Genomic DNA, 22553 nt, shown 5'->3' on the forward strand with positions numbered 1-22553 from the left:
CCTGATTACCTGATTACCTGATTACTGAATAACTCAAAACACAGATACAATGGTCAAAAATTATCTTAAAATCTTAATTAGAAATTTTGTTCGAAACAAAACTTTCACGCTCATCAATATCAGCGGTTTAACGCTGGGCATTACATGTAGCTTAGTTATGTTCTTGATTGTAAAACAAGAGCGCAGTTTTAACCAATATCATGAAAATCTTAACTCGATATATCGTGTCGGACATATTGATGTAGAAGACGGTAGAGAATACCCTCAGGGAGGAGTGCCATTGGTCATGCCTGCTTCCATTAAAGACGAAATTGTGGGGGTAAAAGAAGTAACACTGATTTCGCACGAGCGTTACGGACTTATTTCTGTGAATAATGGTGGCCAAATTAAATACTATGAAGAAGAGCCGGAACTCACCTACATCGACCCTTCTTTTTTCAACGTTTTTGATTGGAAGGTACTTGAGGGAAGCGTAGAAACAGCTTTTTCTGAACCCAACATAGTTGCGCTCAATAAAACGTTGTCCGAAAAGTACTTCCCTAATCAGTCTGCTCTAGGACAAACCATAACACTAAACAAAACCACTGATCTAATGGTGGTGGCAGTGCTAGAAGACGCTCCTAAAAACTCAGATTTTCCCTTTGGGATTTTTATTTCCATGGAAACAAAAAAGGCCAAAGACCCTAAGGAATTTAATAATTGGGGGAGCATTTCAAGCGACAACGTGGCCTTTGTACTTTTAGAGAATAATGTAGAACCCGCCAAGATAGATGCTCAATTTCCAGATTTTGTAGAAAAGCACTGGGATAAAGATACCCGTGAAGCACGTACATTTTTGTTAGCCCCTTTTACCGAATATCACTTCGATGAGCGTTTCGGTACTTTTAGTGGTCGGGTAGCGCCAAAAACCATTCTTTATGCCTATATCATTATTGGTGTATTGCTTATTGTAACCGCCTGTTTTAACTTCATTAATATGTCTACTGCCATGGCAGTTAAGCGATCCAAGGAAGTGGGTATGCGCAAGGTGCTGGGTAGTACAAGAAAGCAGTTGATATTAAGGTTTATTGGCGAAACCTTCGCTATAACCCTTATTGCTTTAATGATTTCCATGGCGCTTACCGAAAGGCTTTTACCCATGGTGATCAATGACTTTATAGGAATTGAGGTGCCTTTTAATCCTATTGCAGACTTAGCACTTCTTGGCTATTTGATTGCTATTCTTTTGGCGGTGTCGGTTTTGGCGGGTTTATACCCAGCAATTGTACTCTCAAGTGCAAAACCCATTTATGCACTCAAAGGAAGTATGACCAAAGGAAAAGGCAATTTGTTCTTCAGAAGGTCACTTGTTTTCACACAATTCTTAATCTGTCAGATTTTGATTTTTGGAACCGTGGTGGCAGTTCAGCAAATGAACTATTTTAGTTCGGTAGATATGGGCTATGACCAAGAATATATTCTGAATATCAATTTAGCCGAAACCGACAAAGGAACTCGTGACCTATGGGATTCAAAAGTTCAGAACATTCCGGGAGTTGTTTCTCATTCTTTCAATTATAAACCACCTTTTTCAGGTTCTCAGTCAGTTACCAACGCCTATTATTATGGGGTGGATAGCGTAGTAAACGAACTTAATACCCACGTAAAAATGGCTGATGACCAATATCAGAAAACCTATGGCTTGGATTTGGTAGCAGGCGATTGGCTAACAAAAAGCGATACCGTAAACCAATTTGTAGTGAACGAAACCTTTCTGAAAAAACTTGGCATCACCGACCCGAATGAAGTTATTGGCGAACGAATGATGTTGTGGGGTTTTAACGCTCCAATTGTAGGAGTGGTGAAGGACTATCATGTTACTACTTTATCTGAGGCCATAGAGCCAGTGGCCATGTTCAACCGCCAAGAGAACTTTAGAACACTAGGGTTACGGATCAACGGGCAGAGTTCGGCTAATGTAATTGCTGAACTAGAAACCATTTGGTACGACATTCATGAAGAATATGAGTTCGACTATACTTTTTTAGATAAGGAGATTGCTGACTTCTATGAAGGCGAAAGGAAAATGTCACAAATGCTTACTGTGTTTGCCTTCATTGCCATTTTCATTGGTTGCTTAGGCCTCTACGGCTTGGTGTCCTTTATGGCAAATCAAAAGGCCAAGGAAATTGGAATTAGAAAAGTATTAGGCGCTACGGTAGCCAACATCATGAGCCGTTTTTCAATGGAGTTTATTGTTTTAGTCGGGCTTTCCTTTTTGTTGGCTGCGCCTTTGGCCTATTGGGGAATGAACAGTTGGCTTGGGCAGTATGAATACCGCATTGCCATTGGGCCAATTATTTTCTTGATCAGTATTGGCGCATCACTTCTGATAGCCTTAAGTACTACAGGTTACCGTTCTATGCGAGCCGCTACTGCCAACCCTGTCAATTCACTTAGAGACGAGTAAATATATGATACACCACCACCTCAAACTCGCAATTCGAAATATTCAAAGAAAAGGCCTTTTCTCTGTGCTCAATATTGTGGGTTTGAGCGTTGGTTTGGCCTCATTCTTAGTCATTGGTTTATATGTGTTTCAAGAATCTACTTTTGAGAGAGGTTTTTCTAAAGCGGATCGTACTTATCGGATATACACCAAGTTTCTAAATGCTTCTTTAATGGCTACTTCATCAGTGAACTTAGCAGATGAACTGGCCAAGCAACCTGAAGTGGAAGAAGCTACCAGTTTAGTGAGAGTGCCAAATAGCCAAGTATTGAGTGTTGGTGATGTCGTCTTTCAGCCAAATAATTACTTCGAAGTAGACGAATCATTTTTTCATGTTTTTGATTTTGATCTTCTCTACGGTAATAGAGAAACTGCTTTGAATAACCCCAATTCACTGATTCTTACAGAAGAGGAGGCTCAGAGGCTTTTTGGGAGGACTGATGTAGTGGGTGAAACTATAATAATCAAGGATGTCCAAGTTTTAATAACAGGGATTATTAAAGCTTCACTGTATAAAACCCACCTCAATTTTAATGGTTTATGGTCAAAACCAGAAAGTCCATATAAGCTGAGCGCCTGGAGTGGTGTAAATGCTTACACGTATGCTGTGTTAGGTCAAAACGTCAAGCCCGAACAACTTCAGAAACTATTTGATGAAATTAACGAAGATTTTATCTTCCCAGGTTTTCAATCCTCAATGTCATTTGCAGCAGATTATACATTTCAAGACTGGACAAAGGATAGTAATATTGAGCTTTTTGCTCAACCCATTACAGAAATACACTTAGAATCTGAGTTGAGTAGAGAGTTAGAAACCGGGGGTGAGAAATCTACAGTGTTGGCCTTTGCTATAATCGCAATCTTCATTCTCATTATTTCTTGCGCAAACTTTATCAACTTATCAACTGCCAAAGCTTCGGATAGGGCGAAGGAGATAGGGATGAAAAAAGTGATGGGCTCGTCTAGGTTAGTGTTGGTTACTCAGTTGCTGGTTGAATCCTTGCTTATCACCTTATTCGCGGGAGTTCTGGCTTTTGGTTTTGCCGAACTTGCCTTAAAATTAGTGGATTACTTTTTCGATGGTTTTATATCGATTTCGCTCGTTCAAACGCCTCAGGTTCTATTTTTTCTGCTATTGTTACTTGTATTGATCGGTATTCTGTCTGGTTTATATCCAGCCATCTATCTGTCTTCTTTCAAAGTAACTGCGTTATTAAAAGGCCAGAAAGTAAAAGGATTCAAAGGTGCTAGTTCTTCTAACGTTTTCCGGAATGCTCTAGTCGTTATTCAATTCTCGCTGTCAGCTATCCTTATTATATGTGCTGTCTTTATGTCTAAACAGCTTAAGTACATATCTAAAATTGATTTAGGCTTTGACGAAGAGAACGTTTTAGTCCTACCAAAAGCGAGTCTTTTAACCAGTCAATTTGAGGCCTTTAGAACGGAGATAGAACGAATGGCTATCGTGGAAAACACATCGAGCCTATCAAGTCTTCCAGGAGAAGAGAATAATGGATTTAAAATCGAAATGGAAACTGCGAGTGGAGAGACTGTTTATACTAATGAATTTTATGGTGACTCAGAGATATTTGATGTATTGGGCATTGAGTTACTGTACGGACGATTATTCTCTGATAATGTTGAAAGTAACATCAAAAGCGTACTGATCAATGAGACTGCGGCATCTTTAATTAGTAACGGAAATGTATTGGGTCAAACATTAGACGGAGATGAAGTTATAGGAGTGGTAAAGGATTTTCATTTTCAGTCACTTAGAGAACAGATAAGTCCAGTGATTTTTAAGTGGAGACCAAGGTTCACTCAGCTTGCTATAAAAATGCCGATCAATCAAGAGAACATTGAACGGATCGAGGCTAAATGGCAAGAGTTTTCAAACTTACCTATAAACCATTATTTTCTAGAAGATAATTATGATGCCATTATAGATAAGGAATACAAGGTTGGGGATGCTTTCAGCCTGTTTACTGCTGTGGCCATTTTTATTTCTTGCTTGGGGATGTTCGGGCTTACTGTTTTTGCAGCTGATCAACGATCCAAAGAGTTTGGAATACGAAAAGTCCTTGGCGCACAAGTGGCAGACCTGATCAAATTGTTGATGAACAATTTTTTGAAGCTAGCCTTGTTGGCCTTGCTAATTGCAGTGCCTTGTTCCATTTGGGGCATTAATCAATGGATTACGGATTTCGCCTATCGTATAGAGGTTTCTGCACTTATTTTTATCATTGGAAGCCTCCTAGTTTTTGCCATGGTGTTCCTCACCGTTTTTCATCAATCCTATAAAGTAGCAGTTAAAAACCCTGTTGATTCACTTAAATCAGAATGATTATGCTCAAACAAACCTTCAAATTTGCCATAAGAAGTTTTAGAAAGTCAACCTTTCTACACTTTCTCAATATTGCTGGGCTCACTTTGGGTCTGAGTGTTTATTTTCTAGTAACACTATATCTATATCAGGAGAATAGTTATGAAAGAGGCTTTTCGCAGAAGGATGACATATTTCAAGTGAGTTACACCATGATTGGTGGTAAACACGCTCAGGGGCCACCAAATCTGGCTCAGGTAATATTTGAAATACCAGAGGTTGAGCAATTTACCAGCTTTAAAAAGCGAACAGTTACTTTGCGAGTTGATGATTTGGAGTATAGAGGGGCTGGCTACTTGGTTGACTCCTCTTTCTTGAAAGTTTTTGATTATGACCTAGTATTGGGCGATCCCAGAACTGCACTTTCTACACCCAATTCTGCGGTTTTGAGTGAGGAGTATGCCAAAGAGTTGTTTGGTACTGAAGATGTTTATGGGAAAACTATTTTTGTAACCTCTTCCTTTGCTAGGGATAGCATTTTGCAAGTTCCTGTTGTCATTAGCGGGGTAATAAAGACTCCCGTTTTTAAGAGTCAGCTAAACTTTGATTTGTTGGTTTCTGAAGTTCGGATTCCAGATTCAAGCTTACCCTTGGATGGTTGGCAGAACTCTTCCATCTATAATTATTTGGTAGCAGTGCCAAATACAACCACAAGTAAACTTGATGAAAGGCTTTTTGAACTAAGCCATAAATATATTCAACCCAAGACTTACGGAGGTCAGGTTATTTCTGCAGAAGAATGGAAGAATGCTGGACTCTATTGTGGGTTTTATACAGAGACTTTAGATGGTTTGCGCATAGGCTCAGATACGACAAACAATCTCATGCCATCTTTAGATGCATCTCAGTTAAAAACCATGGCAATTGTTGCTCTTGCTGCTTTAATCATTTCCATTCTCAACTTCGTCAGTCTTTCAACCTCTAGAGCTTCTGCCAGAATGAAGGAAGTAGGGGTGAAGCGGATATTGGGATCGTCAAAAAGACAACTGATTTTTCAGTTTATGCTGGAGTCTTTTATCGTAGTAATGCTTTCCTCCATTTTGGCATTGGCCATTGTAGAAGGGCTTATTACACTGAACACAAACTTGGTAGGCATTAAAGTTGACTATTCTGTTTTGCAAACTACGGAGTGGATTACAGGCTTAGTCTTGTTCGTTTTTGTTCTAACGCTAGTCTCAGGGATTTACCCAGCCTTATATTTATCTAGTGCTAACTTATCAGCAGTATTGAAAAACGGTAGTGCAAAAAAGAGTTTTAGCATTTTAAATGCTGGGGCGCTAAGAAAAGGTGCGGCAGTATTGCAATTTACCTGCTCTGCAGGTTTAATTATAGCCGTGATTACGATGTACTTACAGGTAGAGCACATTCAGAATCGTAATATTGGTTATGATCCTTTCAGTGTTTTAGTTCTCCAAACTTATGAACTCAAAGAATCTAAGAATACTTTTAAAGATGCGCTTGCGAAATATCCAGCCATTGAGAGTGCGGCACATATAAATAGAATGCCTTTTCAAGAATCATACGAGCGGCCAATTGAGGTAAAACTCTCAGATTCAACGACAGTTTCATTAGTCTACTTCACGGTAGATGATTCTTTTTTTGAAACCATGGAGATGAATTTTATTCAGGGCTATGGTTTCGAAGAGTTTGAGGGCAATACTGTGGTAGCGAAGAATGAAGAAGGTTCACAATCACAAGTTAAACATCCTGTTTTGGTTAACGAAGTGGCGGCAAAAATCATGGGAATTACTGATAATAACTCGAAACTACTTGAAGATAGTCGGTTTCAGGTCATTGGGGTGGTTAACGACTTCTACTTTAGTGATTTAAGGCAAAGTATTGCCCCAGTATTGATTACCAGAAAGACCTATAATGGCTTAGGGGCTTATCATTACCCCCTTCTTGTTAAAGTCAATGATCCAAAAGAGGCCAAGGCGAATATTGAAGAATTGTGGTCTCAGTTTTCGGATAAGGAATTAAATATTCAATTGATGGAGAGTAGCTATACTAGTTTACTTAAGATCGAAGAAGAAAGCCTAAGGGCTGTTTTGGTGTTTTCAATACTGTCGGTTATAGTTTCTTGTTTGGGTTTGTTTGGCCTCGCGGTATTCACTCTTGATCAGAGAGTTCATGAGTTTGGGATTAGAAAGGTGTTGGGTGCTTCAGTAGCTGATATTATGAAATTGTTTGGGGCTAGTTTTATGAAACTCCTTGTGGTAGCTTTCATTTTAGCCATCCCTACTTCAATCTACTTGCTTAAAGAATGGCTTTCAACCTATGCCGATAGAATTGATTTAAGCATCTCCATTTTCGCTTTATCGGGTGTCTTAATAACCTTAATTGTTGTGGTGACACTTTTGTTTCAATCCCTTAAAGCCGGCCGCCTTAACCCAGTAGATACCTTAAGAAACGAATAAACCTTAAAGCTATGTTCAAAAACAACCTTAAACTTATTGTCAGAAAACTACGGAAAGAGAAGCTCTATTCCTTTGTGAATATTGCTGGGCTCACCGTTGGTCTTACTGCATTTTTACTCATTGCGCTTTATGTGCGCGATGAACTCAGTTTTGATAATTTCCACAAGAATAAAGAGAATATTTATCGGGTGATTAGTAGTGAAAATGGGGAGAAATACAAAAGTACCATTGCCAGTGACTTTGTTGAGTTTTTCAGAGAGGACATTCCTCAAATTGATGGTCATACTAGAATTGCTGGGGGAGGGATTTCTTTGTTGAATTTTGGAGAAAGGAATCTGAATGTAGAAAATGTCTTTTTTGTTGATTCAAATTTCTTTGAATTTTTTGATTTTGCTCTACTCAATGCCAATAGAAAGACTGTTTTCTCAGAAACAAGCCAAGTGGTAATAACCCAAAGTTTGAGAGAGAAATTATTCGGAGATACGAATCCAATCGGTCAAGAAATTCAGATGAATAAAGGTAAGGTTTATACAGTGGCTGCTGTGGCTACCGATCCTCCTAAAAACAGTACAATACAATTTGAAATGTTGGTATACGAAAGAGAGTATTTCAAAAACGTTTGGGAAGAGATGCATTCAGTTAGAAATATTACCACCTATGTATCTATTGTGCCTAGTGCTTCAAAAGAGGTGGTAAGTGCTGGGATTACTAAGGCTATTGATAAACCGGTATATCGCGATATGCTAGAGGGTTATACCTATGAATTATTACCCTATACAGACCAAAGACTTTATGCACCTTACCAAAGAGCTACGTTTCAAAAAAATGACATCCGCTATATCACACTTTTCTCAGGTATTGGTTTGGTGGTTTTGCTCTTGGCTTTAATCAATTATGTCAATTTAGTAACGGCCCAATCCATGAGTAGAGTCAAAGAAATTGGCTTGAGAAAGGTGATTGGAGCGAATAAAGTTCAATTGGTTTTCAGTCAATTATCAGAATCCGTGGTCATTACATTGGTCTCCTTTGTATTTGCTTTTGCCATTGCCGAACGCTTATTGCCTTTTTATAACCAATTGCTCGATAAGTCAATCACACTTCAATACGGCAGTTCTGAATTCTTTATTTGGGTGTTTATGGCTGGTTTAGCCTTAGGTGTTTTGGCTGGTTTATATCCAGCGTTTTATATTTCAAAGTTTAAGCCTTTGGCACTCTTGAACAAAACTACGGCTGCGGTTGGTAATAAAGGGTATTTAAGAAAGTTCTTGGTGCTGTTTCAATTTGTGTCTTCCGGGCTGTTGTTGGTGGTGCTAGCCATCATGTTCAGTCAAATGAATTACTTGAAAACAACGGATTTAGGTTTTAATCCAGACTTGGTAATTCAGGTACCACTGTATTCAGACCTAGAAGGAGGATATCAGGCACTTAAAAATGAAGCTGAACGGATTGGAGGAGTCAAATCTGTGAGTGTTACAGGTTGGACGGTTGGAAACGCAACGTCATCAAGTTTTTTTGATGGGCCAGATCCTGAAAATGAAGAAACTAAGGCTTACCGTTTTCATTTAGTTTATGCTGACAAAGATTATCCTGAGATACTTGAACTGAAATTCCTTCAGAAGGCAGAAAATTTTGATTCTAAAGAATTTAATCAGGGGCAAATGATTGTGACTCAATCTTTAGTCGATAAGATGGGGTGGACAGAAGCCCCGCTTGGTAGAAGGGTGTATTCGTCTAGAGGTGAGCCAATGGATGTTGTAGCAGTAATTGACGATTTCCATACATTTTCACTAAAACAGGAAATAGAGCCTATGTTTATTATTCCAATAATGGATCGGGGGGCTAATAGTTTGTTGCTGAAAATGGATGCAGTGAATGGGCAAAAGGCGCTTCAAGAGTTTGGAGAAGTTTACGAACGCATGGCACAGCGCCCTGTCGAGTACTATTTTTTGGATGATCAGGTAAAAGCCTTCTACAAACAAGAGCAAGGGCAGTTTATGCTTTTTCAAATCTTTTCAGGCTTGGCCGTCTTTATTTCCCTCCTAGGTTTAATTGCTTTGACGATCTATACCTTAGAGCAGCGCAGAAAAGAAGTGAGTATTCGGAAGGTTTTAGGAGCCTCAATAAAGAGCTTGATTTTAATGCTAAACAAGGAATATACGCTGCTTGTGATTTTGGCCTTCATCATCGCTTCACCTATTGCCTATTATGCTATGCAGGGTTGGTTAGCGGAATTTAAATATCGCATTGAAATTACGCCACTCATATTCATTGGTGCTTTTTTAAGCTTTTTGGCTTTGAGCTGGTTGGTTACTTTTTTACAGTCCTTGCAAGTGTCAAAGGCCAACCCAGCAGATACACTTAGAGAGGAATAAGATTTACTCATTTAGAGAGAAAGGATAGCGCATTATTTTCTCTTGAAAATAGGATGCTCCATAAATGAAACCATTTTTTTCATCAATGGTAAAACTTGTCAGGTATTCAGGAATGAGGAATTTTGCAATTGGTGTTCCTGTCCAGTCGAAGACTCTTATTTCTGTTGATTTTAGATTATTGCCATAAAAGTAATAAGGTTGATCAAAATAGAGAGCGTATATGTAAGATTCACTGGTAAATAAGTCAAAATAGAATATTCTTAAATACGAATTATCTTGTTTTATTTTCGAGGCATCTAAATTATCGCTCATTTTTTTACCTACTATTGAGAGTATAGGCTTAAAGAGATTGCTTGTATCAAAAATGTCAATTCTATCGAAGCGATGCATTGCTGAAATAAGCTTTGTTTTATCTTTATTTACTCTCAAAGAACTAAAGTATATATCGTAATAATCATCTAAAGTTAACATTTTTTCATTAATGACATTCAGATTGAAGGGTATAAGATTGGTAGTTCTAGATATAGGATTATACACCAAAAACCTTCCTCTATCAAGGGAATTTGGCCCCAAATTCCCAACCCACTTATTTGAGTCTAAATAAATCAAATTTTGTATCAAGTCTAATTCCTTAGGGTGTTTGAAATCATAAAAAATATTTGGCTCAACTTTATTGAGATTACTTCGTAAATCTACCAATTGAAACCTTGCGTGCCTTATGTCATTTACCCACAACGATACTTTACCAGAATCAGATATTTCTGTTTGATGAGAAAACCTTACTTTTCTCCATTCCTTTGGGCCGTCACCAACTCTCCCTAAATTCCCAACAAAATTAAGCTCTGGTATGCTATAGACATTAAAATTCCATTGTTTTAGTTCTAGTTGCTCTACCAAAAGAAGGGTATCAACTAAATACAACTGTGACGAGTTAATTTCATTGAGTAAAATTGGTTCCCCATGGAGTGTCATGTTAATAGGGAAATTATTAATGACTACTTTTCTAGCACTCTCATCTTTTTTGGAACAACCAAAATTAATTTGAGAGTAGAGAATAATTAGAAGCACTGACAGTGGGGGGTGAAATTTACGGGGCATTTGGTAATTAATTCATCTGATTCTGTCTTACAACCAGAGAGTAAAAGAAAGAGAATATTATCGTTACTTGACGGCTAACATTTCTGAGCTCTGCTAAAGTGTCGTTCAAGCTCTAAAACTCTCAGGGTAATTCTTTGTGTACTGTTTATTGTTTATGTTTTTTAAAAAAAAACATAAACATATTTATTGCATATAATAATTATACATGGCAATTCATTGTGCGGTAATCAAAACCTAACTATTGCTGTTTATTTTTCTTAGATTTATTAAAAATATGATAATAAATATCTAAGAATTATAGTATTCAGAAATGACAATTAGTTATACTCCATATTGCATTAAAGGGCTTTGATACTCCCCAAAATCTATGCATATTTAGTTATAATCATTGCAGAACTCCTCGTCCTCTTGGGGATCCCTGTACCCCTTATAATCAAGCATAACTTCACAAGTCGAACATTTCCTTGTAGAATGACCAGGATAAAATTGAAGTTTAGAATAACACGGTTTCTTTACAGAAAAAAGAAGGTTTTCTTTAGGAAGGATCTCACGTTCAATGGAATTTGAACTAAACAAAAGTAATGTCAAAAGGATTACAGTTAAGGATTTCATGATGTTATTTTTTAGTTATCTGTCTAAATTACTTATTTAATACGTGTATAAAAAACAATTTTTGTTTTTTATACCATAGGCTGAGTTCAACCTATAATTGCAACGGTTTTATTTTTGAGCATCTCAACTGGTTTGGTATCAATTGGTAGAATCTGTGGTGGTGACTACAATTGCTCTAGTCATGGCTTTTGCGCTTACGGAAAGACTATTACCTCTAATGAATAACTTATTGGGGAAAACGATGGAATTGAGGTATTTCAGCCTCGAGTTTTTGTTTTTCGTCCCTTTAATGGGGCTTACCATTGGTGTGTTAACCGGGCTTTATCCGTCATTTTATATCAGTCGATATAAGCCATTAGTGCTATTGAAAAATAACATGAGCGGAACCGCAGGCAAGGGTGGCTTAAGAAGAGTTTTGGTTGGCTTTCAGTTTTTGGTGGCAGGTATTATGATTTTGGTTACCCTTATTATGCATTCTCAAATGAAGTTTTTGAAAGAGCAGAAAATGGGTTTTGATGAAGAATTGCTGGTGTATGTTCCGCTTTTTGAAGACTTGAAAGGGAAGTCTCAAGTTTTTAAGAATGAGGTACTTGGTATGTCTGGTGTGTCATCGGCTACTGTAACCAATTGGATGTTTGGTAATCATACTTGGAGTGGGGGTTTTTGGAGGTTATTACGATAGTGATGTCGAGGAACGCCCACCTTATGTAGAAGTGTCTTTTGTGTTAGGTGATGAAGATGTGATCAATACTTTAGGACTGAAAATATTGGAGTCAGAAGAGGGTTTTGATATGGCACAACTCGATTCTACAAAAATTGTAATCAGCAAGCTTGTTGCCGATGGTTTAGGCTGGAAGGATGAAAGTGCGATTGGGAAATATGTGTATCAATATGCAGGCTATAAAATGAGAGTAGTAGCCGTAATTGAAGATTTTCACTCTTCTTCATTAAAAGATGAAATTTTACCCTCTGTAATATTGGGTAAAGAAAGTTGGTGGAATGAGAACTTATTGATCCGCTTTGAAACCGAAGGACATCAAGCTACCCTCAAAGAAATTAAAGCTAAATACGAAAGTCTTTTGAACCGGCCATTTGAGTTCAGTTATGTGGATGACGAAATAGAGAAGTACTATAAAGAAGAAGCAGATCAAGTGGCTTTGTTTAATACTTTTTCTGGCTTGGCCATTTTCATTTCTTTATTGGGTTTAATGGCCATGGCTACTTATTCAGCTGAGCAGCGAAAAAAAGAAGTGAGTGTAAGAAAGGTATTGGGTGCCTCTATAAGGCAGCTCATTCTTTTGTTGAATAAAGAGAATGGCATTTTGGTGATTGTTGCTTTTTTAATTGCTACACCCATTACAGTTTACGTTATGCAAGATTGGCTAGCTGAATTTAAATATCGAGTTTCTATTCAGCCTGCAATGTTTGTGTTCGCCTTGGCTGGTTTTTTTGGCCTAAATCTATTGGTGACTTTGTTTTTTTCTATGAAGGTATCTAAAGCAAACCCAGCTGACACGCTTAGAGAAGAGTAATGATTGAAGGTATACTTGAGTTAAAAATCCTCAAGTATACCTTCTAGTGCTTCCATGGTAATTGGTTTTACAATGTAATTGCTGACTACCTCGTAGGTTTCGGCCTTTTTAAAATCCTCATTGTCAATTGAAGAACTTACAATGTAAAGGGTTATTTTTTTGTCAGTTTTTATTTTGGTGAACTCATCTAAAAATTGCCAACCATCCATAACAGGCATGTTTAAATCCAGCAAAATGAGTTCGGGTAAATTATTTCCCGAAGCAATTATCGCTGATAATCCTTCTAGCGCTTTTTTGCCATCTTGAAATACCATAAAACCATTACAGAAGTTGGCCAATTCCATCATTCTCTTTGCTCCAAAAACAAAAATGGGGTCATCATCTATAATACAGGCAATATCAATTTTCTTCATAATTTCAAATACACTTTAAATGTTGTTCCTTTATTGAGTTCGCTTTCAACTTCTATTTTACCATTCATTGCCTCGATTTGATTTTTAGTAATGAATAGTCCGATTCCTCTAGCATCTTCATTTCCATGGAATGTTTTGTACATGCCAAACAGTTTACGCCCATGGAGTTTCATGTTCATTCCCATACCGTTGTCGGTAAATTTAATGACCACAAATTCTTTTTTCACAAATGCATCAATGCTAATTTGGTTTGTTCGGTCAGCCGATCGGTACTTGACGGCATTGGAGATCAAGTTAAGAAAAATACTTTCTAAATAGGCAGGAATTGCCTTTACAAAAATAGAAGAAGACACGTTGATTTCTATTTGTGTTTTACTTTCTAGAATTGTAGCATGAAGATTAGTTTGTGCTTTTTTAATATATTCTAAAAGATTCAATGAAAGTAAATTGTCATTGGTTTTGGTACTCATAGCCACCACTTCATTCAGGTGTTGTATCGTTTCTTTTAGGTTTTCTGAAGCTTCGGTCAATAATGGGAAAAAGGGGTTTTGGGTAGCTTCTGGCACTTCCATTTTCATCAGCTCTGTAAGCATTGAAAGGTTACCTGAATGAGACCTAAGGTTGTGAGAAACTATATGTGCGAAATTGAGAAGGCGCTCATTTTGCTCCTGAGTTACGTCAAGCAGAGATTTCACTTCTTCTTCTACTCGTTTTAAATTCGAAATGTCTGTTGCTACACCCAGGTAGCCCTTTACCTCGTTATGTCTATTTTTAATGGCAGTTACAGTTAGCTGAACAGGAAACGTGGAACCATCTTTTCTCATATAGGTCCATTCTCTGGTTTCGTATAGACCAATGGAGGCTTGGTAAATCAGGGTTTGCATACCCTGAATACTAATGTTGTAATTCTCTGATAATTCTTTACTTCGCTCTTTAATTTCGCTAGCTAAATGAATGATTTCGGGGGTTTGTTTGTCAATCATTTCGCCTGCAGAATAACCTAAAAGATTCTCTGCCCCTCGATTAAATGATTTAATAATTCCATTTAAATCGGTTTCTATAATGCTTACTTGTGTACTAGCATCTTGTATGCCTTGTAGTTTACTTAAGCTTTCTTGTAATTCAAATTGAGCTTGTTTTCTTTCTGTAATGTTATTGATTTGAGAAACGAAATGGCTTGGTAGGCCTGAGCTGTTTTTTACCATAGAAACGGATAGTAAAACCCAAATAATATGGCCGTTTTTATGGAAATACCTTTTTTCCATTTGGTAACTATCAATTTTACCTCTTATGAGTTGGTCTAATAAACTGTAGTCTTTCTCTAAATCATCGGGGTGGGTAATGTCGGCAAAAGTTAAATTAGCTAGCTCATTTTTTGTGTAGCCTATGATTTGGCTTAAGCTTTTATTTACCTGTAACCATTCGCCTTTAAGCCCCACTAGGGCCATACCGTTAGCTGCAAATTCAAAGGTTTGGCGGAACTGTTCTTCTTGAAGCGATAAAAGTTTGTTGGCTTTGGTTTTTTCGTCAATGTCTTGAAAAACCCCATAAACACTTACTACTTCATTATTTTCAATTTCAGGAATTCCAACAGTACGTATCCATTTGTGGTTTCCTTTATCGGTAATAATTTCAAGTTCTAAGTCAAAGACTTTCTTTTCATCAATACAGGCCTGAAAACTTTCCAAAAGTAAATCCCTGTTTTCTCCTTCTTTATAAAAACTGATTCCATCTCCAAAGTTCGGAGTATAATTATCATCAACTTCATGAATGTCTCGGGTTACTTTACTCCATGTTACTGTCTTTTTTTTGAGGTCTACTTCCCAAGTACCAATACTCGCCACCTCATTGGTTTTTTCAAGTAACTCTTGATACCTAGAAAGAAGGTGTTCTTTTTTCTTAATAGAGGTAATGTCGGCAGTATACATTAGAATGCCGCCAATCTCATTTTTCTCGGTGTACCATGGTCTAACATCCCAACTGATCCATTGTGTAGTGCCATCATTGCCAATAAATGAGTCTTCTTGTTTCCGTTTTATAGCTCCTCTTAAACATTCCTGATGAATGTCTTTCCATTCTTGGCTAATATTATTAAAAATGTCGTAGTGACTTTTACCGATGATATCACGTCCTTCTAGGTTGTAGTCTTTTAACCATTGTTGTGAGGCTGCCAAGTAGCGCACCTCGCGATCGAACATGGCAATTGCAGAGGGGGCCTGCTCAACAAATAATTTACTACGATCTTTAATGGGTTGGTTTTCTGAATTATGCATTGGCATTATTGGGACTTTACGTTCTCATAAGCTGATGTATTATGACCAATGAACATTACAGCTTAATGCAATATATAAAAACAAAGTTTTTTTACAGGAATTGTTTTTTGAAGATTGGGTGGTTATAAATAACAAGAGCCATTCCTACAATAGAAATGGCTCTTGGTTAGGGCTCTCACAGAAGTGTTTACTAATCTTTCATCTCTTCTGCGCTTGGGCCTTTTCTGAACATTTTTTCAAAGGCTTTGCCTATCTCATCTAGTGCATTTTTCAAATGATGTTTGGCTTCTTCAATTTTAGGTTCATTTTTAACCCTAAAATCGTCCATTTTCTCTTCTAGCTTGTCGCGCTGAATTTTTAACTTTTCAATGGTTTCTTCCATTTCTTCGCGTACTTCTCCAGAAGCATCTTTAGCTTTTTCAATAAGCTCGTCAATTTTATTGCGGAGGTCTTTTATCAGTTGTTCCGCTTCATCTCTTATTGCCATTATTCTGTAGGTCTAGTTCTAATAGTTGAAGTTACGTTAATCCAGCATCCTACTTTAATCGAGGCTCCTTCTTCTAAGTTTAGTTCAAAGATCTCGGTTTTTGTAGGGAACTGTGCTCTTGCACTTTCCATTCCTTTGGTATTGCCGGCCTTTTTATAGGCATCGTAAGCTGCAAAGAAAATAGCCCTATCTGCAACTTGACTTACGTTTTGCTTACACTCATCAAAGCTGTTCATGTACATTGAAGCTATAAGGTTGTAGGCTTCTTCTACCACGCTTTGATCAAGTTCGGCTGCTTTTATAGCTTCGTTTCGTGCTTTCACTTTTTCGCCAGAAAGGGCATATGCCTTGGCCAATGAAAGAGTTGTTTCAGCTTTTTTTGCTTTGTCTTGTTCTAAGCTAATCGCTTCTTCTAGGTATTTTATTGCCTCAGGATACTCTTTGCTTGAAAGTTTTCTTCTACCAATAATTCCAGCTAAACCAGAAGTTGGTTCCGCATTATGTACTACCTCAACGGCTTCCATAAAGAAGTCTGAATCAGAGCATTTGGCGGTTAGCGATAACTGGAAAATCCTTTTGGCTAACTTTACGTTGCTTGGGTTTTCTTTCAGTTGTGGGTAGAGTTTCTGTTCAATGAAATCGCAATTCACATCAATAATAGTGGTAAGGGCTTGATCAATTATTGTTTTGTATTGTTCGAATTTGGGTACATCCTTGCCTTTTGCAATTCGGTCTTCTATTACTTCGGTGATTTTAGCGTGGATATCCAAAACTTGATCATCTGTGATGTTCTTCTTTTTTATATGGCTTCGCCTAACGATATCCATATAAGCAACCAAATTGTTATTGATCACCTCATCTGGCTTTTCATACGCCCTAGCAAAAGCCTTTAGAGCTTCATCATATTTGTCAGCATCATCCTTATGGTATTTATAATACCTATAAGCCACGTTATTTATTTCTGTATCGCTAAGCGGAAATCTCTCGTCTTTCAACTTGTATACCGTAAACATAGAGTCTAAATAAACCCTCTTTTTGGTTCGGTCGGTTTCTTTTTCCGCTATTGCTTCATAAGCCTTATAACTGTTGATATACAGGCCTTCATAAAGATCTGGTGCGTTTTTCAATAGCCAAGCCAGAGAGTTAGCAGCCTCTCTATATCTTTCTAATGCCATATCGTCTAACGACATAGCAAATTTTCTTTTGGCCTCTTCAGCTAGTTGCGGATCATCAGGATATGTTATATCTGGATTTTGAGCTAACGCTGGTAAAGCTGAAAAAACCAGAGTAAGGCAGAATATTAACTTTTTCATAATTGTAATTTTAAGGAGCCAAAATTAACGCAATTAAAAATCACGATAACCTACACTCGTTATTAAATTGTTACGAATGCTTAACAAATAAAGGTTTGAATTTGAAACTGTCTCCATCGAACAATCCTAAATCACTAAGCTTTAAAGATGGTATCACTAATAATGCCATAAAGGACAAACTCATAAACGGTGAATTTAGTTTACTTCCCATCTCTTTAGAAATTCTATCGATGTTTGAATAGGCTTCGGCCACATCATATCCATCTTCTGCACTCATAATTCCTGCTACGGGTAATGCTACTAAGGCTTCTTCTTTTTCAGATACGGCACTAACTCCTCCTTTGGCTTTAATAATTAGGTTTACTGCTTTTACAATCGCTTCATCAGTAACACCTACCGCAATAATATTGTGAGAATCGTGGCCTACACTAGACGCAATAGCTCCTTTCTTTAAACCGAAATTTCTAATGAACGCAATGGCCGGCTTTGCTGGCTTATAACGATTTATCACCACCATTTTCAATACATCACTCTCTACATTCGATACTAAATTCCCATTTTGGTCGGTGGAGGCTTCTGCTTCAATACAGTTGGTGACTAATTGTCCGTCCAGGGCTTCGATTACATTGATTTTACCACCTTCATCTGCAACTTGAATTTGGGATTCGGAAATCGGGTCGCAATTGAAATTATTGATGATAAGGTTTTCCACTCTTGGAATGAGCGTTTTTCCATTTTCTGCTACTTTTTCACCATTAATGTAAGTAGCTAAAACTTTAAAATTACTTGGGTTATCAATAGTGATGAAATCCGCAGGGTCTCCAACTTGTAGGCTGCCTACCTCTAAATTATAGTGGTCTATTGGTGTTATACAGGCTGCTTGGAGAACATTAAACAACTCATGGCCTTTGGCGAGTGCTCTCTTTACCAATAAGTTAACATGGCCTTCGACTAAATTGTCAGGGTGTTTGTCGTCAGAACAAAACATGATCATTTCAGGGTAATCACGCAGTAATTCGATTAATGCCTCGAAGTTTTTAGCCGCGCTACCTTCTCTGATGGCTATCTTCATTCCGTGCTTTAGCTTGTCAAGCGCTTCTTCTTTGGTAAAGCATTCATGATCGGTAGACATTCCTGCTTTTACATATGCCTCTGCTTTTTCGCCTCTTAAACCTGGTGCATGGCCGTCAATAGGCTTGCCTAGTGATTTGGCGATGTTTATTTTTTCATAAACCACAGGGTCGTTAAAAAGTACGCCCGGCCAATTCATCATTTCAGCTAAATATTTGATTTCATCTTTTTCGAGTAGGTACCGAACTTCATCAGGGCTTATTTCTGCACCTGCGGTTTCGAAAGTGGTAGCAGGCACACAAGAAGGCGCTCCAAAATTGAACTTGAAGTTCACCTGCTTACCGTTTTCAATCATGTACTCCACGCCTTTTACCCCCAAAACATTGCCTATTTCATGAGGGTCCGACACTGTGGCCACGGTTCCATGTACTACCGCAAGTCGGGCAAATTCTGAAGGAACTAACATCGAACTTTCTACATGAACGTGTGAATCTATAAACCCAGGCATAATGAATTGACCGTCTACAGTATCTGATGGCTCAATTCTTTCTATTCTGTTATCTTTGATGTGGAGGATTCCTTTGAACAACCTTCTGTTTCGTACATCTAAAATATGGCCTGAGACTTTCATGCTTTGATTTTTACTTGGTGTTGTATTTTAGTGGAGTAAAGTTCGCAAAAAGGAACAAACCTTAATGAGAAAGTTTGAATAGTAATAATTTCAACTTACTCACATTTGAAGAGAAGAAAAAACATTCAACCATGAGATATAGAAGTCTATTCACAACCATTGTTCTTTTATTCGCCCTATTTAGTTTAAAAGCTCAAAACGATTATTTCTTTGCAGAGGGCACTCGCTTCGACCCAAAGATTCCTAGCCCAGAAAAGTATTTAGGCTATCCCATCGGCACTTTGCATACCCGCCACGATGCCATTGTCGGCTACATGCGCGAGCTCGCTAGAATCTCGGATCGTGCAAAGCTCGATACCATTGGAGAAACCTACGAACACAGGCAACTGGTGGTATTGACCATCACTTCGCCTGAAAACCATAGAAACTTAGAATCCATCAGAAAAGAGCATTTAAAACTCACCGATCCAACCCAAAGTGTGGGCGATTACACCGATATGAAGTCGGTGGTGCTGTTGGGCTACAACGTACATGGCAATGAGCCATCGAGCTCCGAAGCGGCCATGCTTACCGCATATTATTATGTGGCGGGTCAGTCTGCCGAGGTAAGGGCGGCATTGAAAGATGCAGTGTTAATGGTAGACCCCACCTTTAATCCTGATGGTCGCGATCGTCACTCTACTTGGGCCAACTCTTATTTAGGTGATCCAATGGTGTCCGACCCCATTGATGTGGAGCACAATGAAGCTTGGCCACGCGGAAGAACAAATCACTATTGGTATGACTTGAACCGCGACTGGCTGCCTTTGGCGCATGTAGAAAGCCAAGCAAGAATCGACTTCTACCACAAATGGTATCCAAATGTGGTGACCGATTTTCATGAAATGGGAACGAATTCGACTTACTTTTTCGAACCCACAAAACCATTTGGTTCTGAAAACCCAGTAGTGCCGAGAGATAATTATGATGGCTTGAACAACCTTTTTGCAGGTTATTTCCATGAAGCCTTAGACGAAATTGGTTCTTTGTATTTCACTAAAGAACAGTACGACAACAGCTATCCTGGCTATGGCTCTACTTATCCAGATATTCACGGGGCTTTAGGATTGGTTTTCGAACAAGCCAGTTCTAGAGGGCACGTGCAAGATTCCCCAACAGGAAAAGTGGCTTTTGCCTTCACTATAAAAAACCATGTAACCTCTAGTTTGGCCACAGTACGTGCTTCGGTAGGAGAGCGTGAAGTGTTGCTTAAGCACATGGAAAACTATTTCGATTCTGCTTTGGAAGAAGGTGCAAAGAACCCAGTGAAAGGTTGGGTGTTTGGTGACCCTGCAGATGACGGAAGAAATCAGGCCTTTATTGATTTGTTGTTACGACATAAAATCAAAACGGTAGCGCTGAATGATGACATCGAATTAGATGGGAAAAACTATAAAGCTGGCAAAGCATTCTATGTTCCAAATGCGCAAAAGCAATACAGAATGGTGCGCACCATGTTCGAAAAAGTTATCGATTTTCATGATAGTATTTTCTACGATGCTTCTTCTTGGACAGCCGCTTTAACCTACAATATGCCTTATGCCGAATGGAAAGGGAAACAAGATTTATCGGGCAAAGAATTAACGAGAAACGACCTGAAAGGCACTTATGCCCGAGTTCCGAAAACCAATTATGCTTATTTGATTGAGTGGAACGAATATTATGCGCCCAAGGCCTTGAATTACCTTTTAGAAAAGGGCGTTTACGTGAACTACGGTAGTAAACCATTCTCTATTGAAACTAATGAAGGTGTAAAAGAATATGGTTATGGCACTTTAATGATTCCAGTTTCTCGTCAGGAAATGGATGCTGATTTGGTACATGCTTATGTGGAAGAAGCCACCGAGATTGCTGGTATTCGTGCCCAAAGTGTGAAAACTGGTTTTAGTACTTCGGGTGTAGATTTAGGCAGCGGAAGCTTTACTACGGTAAGAAAACCCAAAGCAATCATGCTGATAGGCGGAAACACCAATAGTGCAGAAGCGGGTGAGGTTTGGCATTTGTTCGATTCTAAAGTGGGAATGCCTATCACCAAAGTAGATATGGATAACGCTGATAGAATCAATTGGAGTAATTACAACACTTTGATTCTGGTTTCGGGTTCTTACAATTCTTTAGGAGAAAGTACCTTAGATAGAATTAAGCTTTGGGTTAGAGAAGGCGGAACGCTGATTACTATTAAAGGGGCAACCAGTTGGGCCATTGGCGCGAAATGGGTGAATGAAAAATATGCACCTCGGAGTGAAAGAGAAACGCCAGAGCGAATGGACTATGTGACTTCACGTGATTTCTACGGAGCGCAATCTATTGGTGGCTCAATGTACATGACGGATATCGACATTACACATCCAATTGGCTTTGGTTATACCAGCCGAGAGTTGCCGGTGTATCGAAATCATTCTACCTTAATTCAACCAAGCTCCAGCCCAACCAATACGGTGGTAAAGTATACTGAAAATCCATTGTTGAGTGGTTATGTGAGCAAAGCTAACTTGAAAGATATTGGCGGAACGGCTTCATTGATCGCTACAAGTATGGGTAGGGGTAATGTAGTAATGTTTGTAGACAACCCGAATTTCCGTGGTATGTGGTACGGCACCAACAGGCTATTGTTTAATGCGGTGTTCTTCGGTAATTATTAATAGGCCTTATGTAAACCGTTAAAACGGTTCTGTCAATTCATTCCTTTATCATAGCCCACGGCTTAAGCCGTGGGCTATGATATTGAATATCTTTGTGTAATGGTTTTAACCATTTTAACAGTAGTCGTCTTTTTTATATCCCTGATCTCGAATATTGGCAGAAGAGTCTGAAGTAACAATGTTAGGAGCTTAGCCCAAAGACAAAGTCCTTGGTGAATAGTGGTTACAGGTTCTGCCAGAGGTAGGTAAATCGGACAACCTGAGAGAGTGGATTAGGAATTACTCAATCCGTTTTTACTCAAGAATTCATCATATTCCTGTTGAAACGTTTTCTTTTGGTGGTGCTCTTTTTGATTTTTTATGTAAAGAAAAACCTTTTCAACCACCGACTCTGAAACAGAATAGGCCGCATATCCAGTTTGCCAAGAAAATTTCTCTGAAATCAGATTGTTCTTATTAACATAATGAGAGGAGCTTCCTTTTACTTGTTTGACGATTTCAGCCACTGATTTTTGTGGATTTAGAAGAAATAGACAATGAATATGGTCTGGCATGCCATTGATGATTCTGACTGGGCAACCTTGTTCTCGAAGTTGGGCTGAAATAAATTGATAAACCTTTTGTTCTATGTTGTTCTTTAGGAGCGGAGCCCTCTCCTTAGTTGCCCAAATGGCATGAATCCATATTTTATTGAGGGAATGTGACATGGTGTTTCTTTTATAATTACCAATATAAACCGTTAAAACGGTTCTGCCAATTCATTCCTTTATCATAGCCCACGG

Annotated in this window: 14 protein-coding genes; 7 read left to right on the forward strand and 7 right to left on the reverse strand. The window is 38.3% G+C overall.

Annotated elements, in window-relative coordinates; translation table 11 throughout:
- The first annotated feature begins 49 nt into the window (after positions 1 to 49).
- Genes AWW67_RS05090 through AWW67_RS05105 form a run of 4 tightly spaced genes read left to right on the forward strand, consistent with a single transcriptional unit; the run spans position 50 to position 9660 of the window.
- Positions 50 to 2449 carry an ABC transporter permease gene (locus AWW67_RS05090; protein ID WP_062300554.1) on the forward strand — a complete coding sequence of 800 codons (2400 nt, stop codon included), beginning with the start codon at positions 50 to 52 and terminating at the stop codon, positions 2447 to 2449.
- A 4-nt stretch (positions 2450 to 2453) separates the two neighbouring features.
- Positions 2454 to 4832: an ABC transporter permease gene (locus tag AWW67_RS05095; protein ID WP_062300555.1), complete on the forward strand. Its 2379-nt coding sequence runs from the start codon at positions 2454 to 2456 to the stop codon at positions 4830 to 4832.
- 2 nt (positions 4833 to 4834) lie between these two features.
- Positions 4835 to 7288, forward strand: coding sequence for an ABC transporter permease (locus AWW67_RS05100; protein ID WP_176699993.1), 2454 nt, complete (start codon positions 4835 to 4837; stop codon positions 7286 to 7288).
- Between the two features lie 11 nt (positions 7289 to 7299).
- The gene (locus AWW67_RS05105) at positions 7300 to 9660 is read left to right on the forward strand and encodes an ABC transporter permease (RefSeq protein ID WP_062300557.1); all 2361 of its coding nucleotides are present in this window, start codon (positions 7300 to 7302) and stop codon (positions 9658 to 9660) included.
- Between the two features lie 3 nt (positions 9661 to 9663).
- On the opposite strand, the gene AWW67_RS05110 is transcribed toward AWW67_RS05105, so the two are convergent.
- Positions 9664 to 10758: a BF3164 family lipoprotein gene (locus AWW67_RS05110; protein ID WP_062300558.1), complete on the reverse strand. Its 1095-nt coding sequence runs from the start codon at positions 10756 to 10758 to the stop codon at positions 9664 to 9666.
- 772 nt (positions 10759 to 11530) lie between these two features.
- On the opposite strand from AWW67_RS05110, the gene AWW67_RS05115 reads away from it, so the two are divergent.
- Positions 11531 to 12052, forward strand: a complete 522-nt coding sequence (locus tag AWW67_RS05115) for a hypothetical protein (RefSeq protein ID WP_141655378.1) — start codon at positions 11531 to 11533, stop codon at positions 12050 to 12052.
- The gene (locus tag AWW67_RS05120; protein WP_141655379.1) at positions 12006 to 12902 is read left to right on the forward strand and encodes an ABC transporter permease; all 897 of its coding nucleotides are present in this window, start codon (positions 12006 to 12008) and stop codon (positions 12900 to 12902) included. The genes AWW67_RS05115 and AWW67_RS05120 overlap by 47 nt, the downstream gene beginning before the upstream one ends.
- 20 nt (positions 12903 to 12922) lie before the next feature.
- On the opposite strand, the gene AWW67_RS05125 is transcribed toward AWW67_RS05120, so the two are convergent.
- The 5 genes from AWW67_RS05125 to ade all read right to left on the reverse strand — a co-directional run bounded on the left by AWW67_RS05125 (position 12923) and on the right by ade (position 19090).
- On the reverse strand, positions 12923 to 13315 hold the full coding sequence (locus AWW67_RS05125; protein WP_053225043.1) for a response regulator: 393 nt from the start codon (positions 13313 to 13315) through the stop codon (positions 12923 to 12925).
- Positions 13312 to 15588 (reverse strand): PAS domain S-box protein, encoded by a 2277-nt coding sequence (locus AWW67_RS05130; RefSeq protein WP_176699994.1) that lies wholly within the window; start codon positions 15586 to 15588, stop codon positions 13312 to 13314. The genes AWW67_RS05125 and AWW67_RS05130 overlap by 4 nt, the downstream gene beginning before the upstream one ends.
- A 190-nt stretch (positions 15589 to 15778) precedes the next feature.
- A complete protein-coding gene (locus AWW67_RS05135; RefSeq protein WP_053225045.1) occupies positions 15779 to 16075 on the reverse strand; it encodes a sll1863 family stress response protein in 297 nt (98 codons plus the stop codon).
- Positions 16075 to 17388, reverse strand: coding sequence for a tetratricopeptide repeat protein (locus AWW67_RS05140; protein ID WP_062300562.1), 1314 nt, complete (start codon positions 17386 to 17388; stop codon positions 16075 to 16077). Before AWW67_RS05140 ends, AWW67_RS05135 begins: the two co-directional genes overlap by 1 nt.
- Positions 17389 to 17458: 70 nt before the next feature.
- On the reverse strand, positions 17459 to 19090 hold the full coding sequence (gene ade / locus AWW67_RS05145) for an adenine deaminase (protein WP_062300563.1): 1632 nt from the start codon (positions 19088 to 19090) through the stop codon (positions 17459 to 17461).
- 131 nt (positions 19091 to 19221) lie between these two features.
- On the opposite strand from ade, the gene AWW67_RS05150 reads away from it, so the two are divergent.
- Entirely contained in the window at positions 19222 to 21771 is a 2550-nt protein-coding gene (locus tag AWW67_RS05150) for a M14 family zinc carboxypeptidase (protein WP_062300564.1), read from the forward strand.
- Positions 21772 to 22043: 272 nt separating this feature from the next.
- On the opposite strand, the gene tnpA is transcribed toward AWW67_RS05150, so the two are convergent.
- Positions 22044 to 22478, reverse strand: a complete 435-nt coding sequence (gene tnpA, locus AWW67_RS05155; RefSeq protein ID WP_062300565.1) for an IS200/IS605 family transposase — start codon at positions 22476 to 22478, stop codon at positions 22044 to 22046.
- Between the last annotated feature and the right edge of the window lie 75 nt (positions 22479 to 22553).

Origin of the sequence: Roseivirga seohaensis (assembly GCF_001592945.1) — a bacterium.
Taxonomy (GTDB): Bacteria; Bacteroidota; Bacteroidia; order Cytophagales; family Cyclobacteriaceae; genus Roseivirga; species Roseivirga seohaensis.

Excerpts from the sequence above, each read along its gene's own strand:
- AWW67_RS05135 (WP_053225045.1), bottom strand. The coding sequence starts at position 16,075 with ATGGCAATAAGAGATGAAGCGGAACAACTGATAAAAGACCTCCGCAAT.
- tnpA (WP_062300565.1), bottom strand. The coding sequence starts at position 22,478 with ATGTCACATTCCCTCAATAAAATATGGATTCATGCCATTTGGGCAACT.
- AWW67_RS05090 (WP_062300554.1), top strand. The coding sequence starts at position 50 with ATGGTCAAAAATTATCTTAAAATCTTAATTAGAAATTTTGTTCGAAAC.
- AWW67_RS05125 (WP_053225043.1), bottom strand. The coding sequence starts at position 13,315 with ATGAAGAAAATTGATATTGCCTGTATTATAGATGATGACCCCATTTTT.
- AWW67_RS05140 (WP_062300562.1), bottom strand. The coding sequence starts at position 17,388 with ATGAAAAAGTTAATATTCTGCCTTACTCTGGTTTTTTCAGCTTTACCA.
- AWW67_RS05150 (WP_062300564.1), top strand. The coding sequence starts at position 19,222 with ATGAGATATAGAAGTCTATTCACAACCATTGTTCTTTTATTCGCCCTA.
- AWW67_RS05095 (WP_062300555.1), top strand. The coding sequence starts at position 2,454 with ATGATACACCACCACCTCAAACTCGCAATTCGAAATATTCAAAGAAAA.
- AWW67_RS05105 (WP_062300557.1), top strand. The coding sequence starts at position 7,300 with ATGTTCAAAAACAACCTTAAACTTATTGTCAGAAAACTACGGAAAGAG.
- ade (WP_062300563.1), bottom strand. The coding sequence starts at position 19,090 with ATGAAAGTCTCAGGCCATATTTTAGATGTACGAAACAGAAGGTTGTTC.
- AWW67_RS05110 (WP_062300558.1), bottom strand. The coding sequence starts at position 10,758 with ATGCCCCGTAAATTTCACCCCCCACTGTCAGTGCTTCTAATTATTCTC.
- AWW67_RS05100 (WP_176699993.1), top strand. The coding sequence starts at position 4,835 with ATGCTCAAACAAACCTTCAAATTTGCCATAAGAAGTTTTAGAAAGTCA.
- AWW67_RS05130 (WP_176699994.1), bottom strand. The coding sequence starts at position 15,588 with ATGCATAATTCAGAAAACCAACCCATTAAAGATCGTAGTAAATTATTT.